General features: G+C 57.7%; 6 protein-coding genes. 1 reads left to right on the top strand and 5 read right to left on the bottom strand.

Annotation, left to right across the window (positions count from 1 at the left end):
* Nucleotides 1-60: 60 nt before the first annotated feature.
* From AQS70_RS09695 to AQS70_RS09680, 4 genes are read right to left on the bottom strand one after another with little or no spacing between them, the layout of a single operon-like run.
* Nucleotides 61-465 (bottom strand): SufE family protein, encoded by a 405-nt coding sequence (locus tag AQS70_RS09695; RefSeq protein ID WP_055102589.1) that lies wholly within the window; start codon nucleotides 463-465, stop codon nucleotides 61-63.
* Nucleotides 462-1,667 carry an aminotransferase class V-fold PLP-dependent enzyme gene (locus AQS70_RS09690; RefSeq protein ID WP_055102588.1) on the bottom strand — a complete coding sequence of 402 codons (1,206 nt, stop codon included), beginning with the start codon at nucleotides 1,665-1,667 and terminating at the stop codon, nucleotides 462-464. Before AQS70_RS09690 ends, AQS70_RS09695 begins: the two co-directional genes overlap by 4 nt.
* A 59-nt stretch (nucleotides 1,668-1,726) precedes the next feature.
* Entirely contained in the window at nucleotides 1,727-2,761 is a 1,035-nt protein-coding gene (gene dapD / locus AQS70_RS09685) for a 2,3,4,5-tetrahydropyridine-2,6-dicarboxylate N-succinyltransferase (protein ID WP_055102587.1), read from the bottom strand.
* 47 nt (nucleotides 2,762-2,808) lie between these two features.
* Entirely contained in the window at nucleotides 2,809-3,198 is a 390-nt protein-coding gene (locus tag AQS70_RS09680) for an ArsC family reductase (protein WP_187331802.1), read from the bottom strand.
* Nucleotides 3,199-3,483: 285 nt separating this feature from the next.
* On the opposite strand from AQS70_RS09680, the gene AQS70_RS09675 reads away from it, so the two are divergent.
* Nucleotides 3,484-5,133 (top strand): Na+/H+ antiporter, encoded by a 1,650-nt coding sequence (locus AQS70_RS09675; RefSeq protein WP_055102585.1) that lies wholly within the window; start codon nucleotides 3,484-3,486, stop codon nucleotides 5,131-5,133.
* Between the two features lie 97 nt (nucleotides 5,134-5,230).
* Here AQS70_RS09675 and dapC read toward each other — a convergent pair whose 3' ends face one another.
* A complete protein-coding gene (gene dapC / locus AQS70_RS09670; RefSeq protein WP_055102584.1) occupies nucleotides 5,231-6,430 on the bottom strand; it encodes a succinyldiaminopimelate transaminase in 1,200 nt (399 codons plus the stop codon).
* Between the last annotated feature and the right edge of the window lie 4 nt (nucleotides 6,431-6,434).

Raw genomic sequence — 6,434 nt, 5'->3', positions numbered from 1 at the left:
CTGCCGAAGGCTGCGATCTTTTGCGTTTAAAGATCAAAAGATCGCAGCCTGCGGGGTTGGCTAAAGGGCTAACTCACGCATCCGTTGCAACACGGCATTCAGCCCATTGCTACGCGAAGGTGACAACTGGCGGCTCAGGCCCAACTGGTTAAACCAGTCGGGTAGGTCTACTTGCTGCAACACCTCGCGAGACAAGCCATTGACTCGCACCAGCAGCAATGCCACCAGCCCGCGGATCAAGCGTGCGTCGCTACTGGCAGTAAATTGCCAATGGCCGTCTTTCAACTCACCCACTAACCACACCTGACTTTCACAACCATGCACGCGGTTGGCGTCAGTTTTGTCAGCGTCAGCCAGCTCCGGCAGGCGTTGACCCCATTGCATCAGCAGGCGTGCGCGCTGCTCCCAACTTGCACAGTGTTTAAAGGTGGCGAGGGCAGCTTGGGCGTCGACAGGTAGGGTCATTGCAGCAACTCCAACGCTCGATCAAGCGCATCAAAAAAACGCGCCAGGTCATCAGAGTCGTTGTACAGCGCCAACGACACGCGAATCGCCCCCGCCAAGCCTAGACTTTTCAGCAGTGGCATGGCGCAGTGATGCCCAGCCCGCACGGCAATGCCTTGTTCGGTCAATAAGTGGGCGAGGTCGGCGTTGTGCACGCCGTCAACCACAAAGCTCACCAAGGCCAGTTGCGGCGAGCCCAACAGCCGAACGCCGGGGCGTTGCTGCAAACCCTCAACCAGCAGTGCATGCAATGCCGCTTCGTGAGCGTTTACGGCGCTTTGGTCGAGGCTGCTCAGGTAATTCAGGGTCGCGCCCAGGCCAATCACGCTGGCAATCGGTGGGGTACCCGCTTCGAAGCCCAGCGGCGCCGAGCGGAAAGTGGCGTGCTGGTAATCAGCGTCTTGCACCATCTCGCCGCCAAACTGCCAGTGTTTAAGGTTGGCCAGCGCTGCGTGGCGACCAAAGAGAACGCCTACACCGTCTGGGCCATAGAGCTTGTGGCTAGAAAATACGTAGAAATCACACCCGAGCGCTTCTATGTCTTGGCGACCGTGAACGATGCCTTGGGCGCCATCAATCACGGTCAGCACGTTGTGCGCTTTAGCCAAAGCCAGCAACGCCGGCAAGGGTTGCCAGACGCCCAGCACGTTGGAGAGCTGGCTGACGGCCAGCAGGCGGGTGCGCGGGGTGATCAGGCGCGCGGCGGCGTTGAGGTCGATTACGCCGCTGGCATCCAGTGGTAACACGATCAGCGAGAGGTGTTTGCGCTGGGCCAGTTGTTGCCACGGCAGCAAGTTGGCGTGGTGTTCCGAAGCGCTGATAACGATCTCATCGCCCGGGTTAAATAAGTGTTCCAGCCCGTAAGCCAGAAGATTAAGTGCCGAGGTGGCACCGTGGGTGAATACAATCTGCCCGCAGTGGGTGGCATTGAGCCATTGGGCGACTTTGTGGCGTGTGTTCTCAAACGCTTGGGTCGCATGGGCGCCCGGTAAATGCTGGGCACGGTGCACGTTGGCGGCGCCACTGGCGTAGTAATGCGTCAGTGCGTCGAGCAGGGCTTGAGGTTTTTGCGTAGTAGCAGCGTTGTCCAGATAGGTCTGGTCCTGACGTTGCAAGGCGGCGATGGCCGGGAAGTCAGCGCGCCAGGGAGAAGGCAAAAGCATGGTGTTCAAGGCTCTGTTGACGAGGCCGGACGCCAGCCTCGTCAGTTGCAGATAAACGCTTAGTTGTGAGCGTGCAGCGCTTCGTTCAGCTCAATGGCCGACTTGTGGGTTTTACATTCCACAGCGCCGGTTTCAGAGTTGCGACGGAACAATAGGTCAGGTTGGCCAGCCAGTTCACGGGCTTTAACCACTTTAACCAATTGGTTGTTTTCATCCAGCAGCGCGACTTTGGTCCCCGCGGTCACATACAGGCCCGACTCAACGGTGTTGCGATCGCCCAGTGGGATACCGATACCCGCATTGGCGCCGATCAGGCAGCCTTCGCCGACTTTGATCACGATGTTGCCACCGCCAGACAGTGTGCCCATGGTCGAGCAGCCGCCGCCCAAGTCCGACCCCTTACCCACGAAGACGCCTGCCGATACACGGCCTTCGATCATGCCTGGGCCTTCGGTGCCTGCGTTGAAGTTAACAAAACCTTCGTGCATCACGGTGGTGCCTTCGCCGATGTAGGCGCCCAGACGAATACGCGCGCTGTCAGCTATACGCACACCAGCGGGTACAACGTAGTCAGTCATTTTCGGGAATTTGTCGACCGAGAACACTTCCAGCAAATCGCCACGCAGGCGCGCTTCAAGTTGACGTTCAGCCAGTTCGCTGAGGTCGATGGCGCCTTGGCTGGTCCATGCCACGTTTGGCAGCAGCGGGAACACGCCTGCCAAGCTCAGACCGTGCGGCTTGACCAGACGATGGGACAGCAGGTGCAGCTTCAGGTACGCCTCTGGTGTCGAGGTCAGTGCGGTGTCTTCAGCCAGCAGAGTGGCCACCAACGGCTTGTGGCTTTCGGCCAAACGGGTCAGCAATGCGGCTTGGGCTGCGTCTACCGGCTTTAGGGCTTCAGCCAGTTGCGCGGCTTGAGCATTGGTGAAGGTGATTGCCTGATTGCCGCCGGTGTAGCCTAAGATCGGTGCGATAGCGTCGATCAGCTCGGCCGATGGGTTAGTCAGCGGTTGTGCGTAGAACACTTCCAGCCATGCGCCTTGGCGGTTTTGAGTGCCGACACCGAAGGCCGCGCTGAATAGGGTAGTAGACATGCAATTACCTCTTACAAAAATGAATGGGCGGGCTTTAGCCATTGGGCTTAGAGAAGGGCCGCCGCATAAAGATCAGGCTTGAAGCCAATCAGGGTTTTGTTACCGAGATCGAGCACTGGGCGCTTGATCATCGAGGGTTGGGCGAGCATTAGCTCAATGGCTTTCGCTTGGTCGAGATCGGCTTTTTGTTCGTCTTCGAGTTTGCGAAAGGTTGTGCCAGCGCGGTTAAGCACGATTTGCCAGCCGTGCTCGTCGCACCATTGGGTCAGGTGCTCACGGTCGATACCGCTGGTTTTGTAATCATGGAAGTCATAACGAACAGCATGTTCATCCAGCCAGGTGCGAGCCTTTTTCATGGTGTCGCAGGCTTTGATGCCGAAAAGGTGCAACGTCTTGCTCGAATCGGTCACTGAATTGCCCTTCCTTTGGGGATACATGGAAATAAGCGGTGGCAGATTATGCCACGGGCGAAGCGCTTGAGCGCAGGCTGCCTGTAACCTTGGCAGCTTCTTGTGACATGTAATCGTCGTACGACTTAGGTTCAAGCTGTGCTTTAGACGTTTGAAGCTACTATGAGGCTTAGTCAGAAGCTCTAACCAAGCACTGTAGGAAATGTATGTACATATCGCTAACGTGGCGTTGAAAACGTTTCGTACTGAGTCTCGCGCTGTGTTTGAATCATTGCTGTTAGCCAAAGCTGATCGTTTGGGAATTCTGTAGATATGCAAACCGCCTACACCGTACTCATCTTGCTGATGTTAGTAGGAGTCTCGCGTTTATTAGGGCGTGTGATCCCTTTACCTCTGCCGTTGGTGCAAATCGCTGCCGGTGCCGTGTTGGCGTGGCCGACCCTGGGTTTGCACGTTGCGCTGGACCCGGAGCTGTTTTTGTTCCTGTTCTTGCCGCCTCTATTGTTCTCGGATGGCTGGCGGATGCCCAAGCGTCAACTCTGGCAGTTGCGGGGGCCGATTCTGACCCTGGCCGTCGGCTTGGTGTTGTTTACCGTGGTGGGTGCGGGTTACTTCATTCACTGGCTTATGCCGACCATTCCGTTGCCTGTGGCATTCGCCTTGGCCGCAGTGCTGTCACCCACTGACGCGGTGGCCGTATCGGCCATTTCACAGGACCGCCTGCCAGCTCCACTGATGCATATGCTTCAGGGCGAAGCGTTAATGAACGACGCATCGGGTTTGGTGACCTTCAAATTTGCCTTGGTGGCGGCGATCACCGGCTTTTTTTCGCTGACTGATGCCAGCGTGACGTTTGTGCTGGTGGCTTGCGGTGGCTTAGCCACAGGTGTGGTCTTGAGCTGGCTGGTCGGGCGCATGCGTGCTTGGATGATTGGTCGCGGTTGGGATGACCCGGCCACCCACGTGGTATTTATGTTGTTGCTACCGTTTGCCGCTTATGTCTTGGCAGAGCGCCTGGGCGCTTCGGGCATTTTGTCGGCGGTGGCGGCGGGGATGATGCAAAGCTGGCTTGATCTGTTGCCGCGTCAAACCAGCACCCGTCTGCTCAATCGCAGCGTGTGGGGGCTGTTGGAGTTTGCGTTTAATGGCCTGATCTTCTTGTTATTGGGCCTGCAACTGCCAGACATCATAAAGGCGGTTGTCAGCCACGAAACGACCCTGTGGCCAACCTTGTTTTATCGCTGCCTGGATGTGATCGCGATCTTTCTGGTGCTGGTGGCGTTGCGTTTTATCTGGGTGCAAAGCATTTGGCGTTTATTTGCGTTGCTGCGCCGCTGGCGGGGCAAGGGCGAGCTGGCTCTGCTACCGACGGCTCGCTCGTGCGGGCTATTGACGGTCGGCGGCGTGCGCGGGGCGGTGACGCTGGCCGGTGTGATGTCGGTGCCTTTGTTGATGAGCAAGGGCGTTGATTTTCCTGAGCGCGATTTGCTGATCTTTATTGCCGCTGGGGTGATTTTGTTGTCGTTGGTCGCGGCCTGTATCGGCTTACCATTGCTGTTGCGCGGCATAGAGAAAACCCCAGACGACGCCATGCGTAAAGAAGTTAAAGAAGCATGGCGACGCACGGCTGAAGCGGCGATTCATGCGCTGGAAGCAGAAGAGGTGGTTGAGCCTACAGACAGCCCGCAAGATGCGGCTCAAGCGGCATTGGCGGCTGAGTTGAAGGCCAGAATCATGTCTGAGTACAGGCATCAGCTCGAAGTGTTCAATGACTCCGAGGAGGCGCAAGCATTGGCCTCGCAAATGGATGCGCTGGAAAGTCGTTTGCGGATCAAGGCGCTCAGGGCGCAGCGATTGGAGCTGTACAGCCTGCGTCGCCATCATGAGATTGGCGATGACGTGCTCAGTGAAATTCTGCGTGATCTGGACTTGAGCGAAGCGAATTTGGGGGCGGTGAAATAAACCGCAAACACTGACTTGCTGTAGAAGCTGCGGCAGGCTGCGATCTTTTGACTTTAGCGGTCAAAAGATCGCGAGCAAGCTCGCCACAGAGAAGGGGTTAGCAGCGGCGTTGGATGAAGTCGCGAATCCGCTCGGCGGCTTCTACGCATTCGGCTAAGGGGGCGACCAAGGCCATGCGCACGCGCCCAGCGCCTGGGTTAAAGCCGTCTACGTCGCGCGACAGGTAAGAACCCGGAACCACGGTGACGTGTTCTTCAGCGAACAGGTCGCGGGAGAACTCAGCGTCATCACCTTGTACGTTCGCCCACAGATAAAAGCCGCCATCCGGGCGCTGCACATCCAGCACCGGGGTTAGAACCTCCAGCACGGCATCGAATTTGGCGCGGTACAGGTCGCGGTTGGCACGAACATGGTCTTCGTCGTTCCAAGCCGCGATGCTCGCCAGTTGGGTTTGCACCGGCATGGCGCAGCCGTGGTAAGTGCGGTACAGCAAGAAAGCTTTGAGGATATCGGCATCACCGGCCACAAAACCTGAGCGCAGCCCCGGCAAGTTGGAGCGCTTGGACAGGCTATGGAACACCACGCAACGCTTGAAGTCTTGACGGCCCAACGCCGCACAGGCACTGAGCAAACCAGCGGGTGGCGTTTGCTCATCGAAGTACAGCTCGCTGTAGCACTCGTCCGCCGCGATGACGAAGTCGTACTCATCCGCTAGGGCGATGAGTTTTTTCAGCGTTTCTAGTGGGATCAGTGCACCGGTTGGGTTGCCCGGTGAGCACAGAAACAGAATCTGGCAGCGCTTCCAGGTTTCGCTTGAAACAGCGTCGAAGTCCGGGTTGAAACCCTGTTCGGCCAGGCACGGCAGGTAATGCGGTTTGGCGCCGGCCAAAAACGCGGCCCCTTCGTAGATCTGGTAGAACGGGTTCGGGCTTACTACCAGCGCATCTTCGCCCCGATTAACCACGGTTTGGGTGAAGGCAAACAGCGCTTCACGGGTCCCGTTGACGGGCAAGATGTTGCGCGCAGGATCGAGCCAGCCAGCCGGCACCTTGAAGCGGCGCTCAGCCCAGCCAGCAATCGCTTCGCGCAGGGCTGGCAGGCCCAGAGTGGTCGGGTAAACCGCCATTTGATCAAGGTTATCTGCCAACGCTTTGGCCACGAAGTCCGGCGAGCGGTGTTTCGGTTCGCCAATCGACAAGGCAATTGGGCGTTTGTCGGCGTTAGGTTGCACGCTACCCAGCAGGGCGCGCAGTTTTTCGAACGGGTAAGGTTGCAACTGATTTAGAGCGTTGTTCATTGGG

Origin of the sequence: Pseudomonas endophytica (genome assembly GCF_001411475.1) — a bacterium.
GTDB lineage: Bacteria > Pseudomonadota > Gammaproteobacteria > Pseudomonadales > Pseudomonadaceae > Aquipseudomonas > Aquipseudomonas endophytica.
This window is presented reverse-complemented; position numbering and strand designations above follow the sequence as displayed.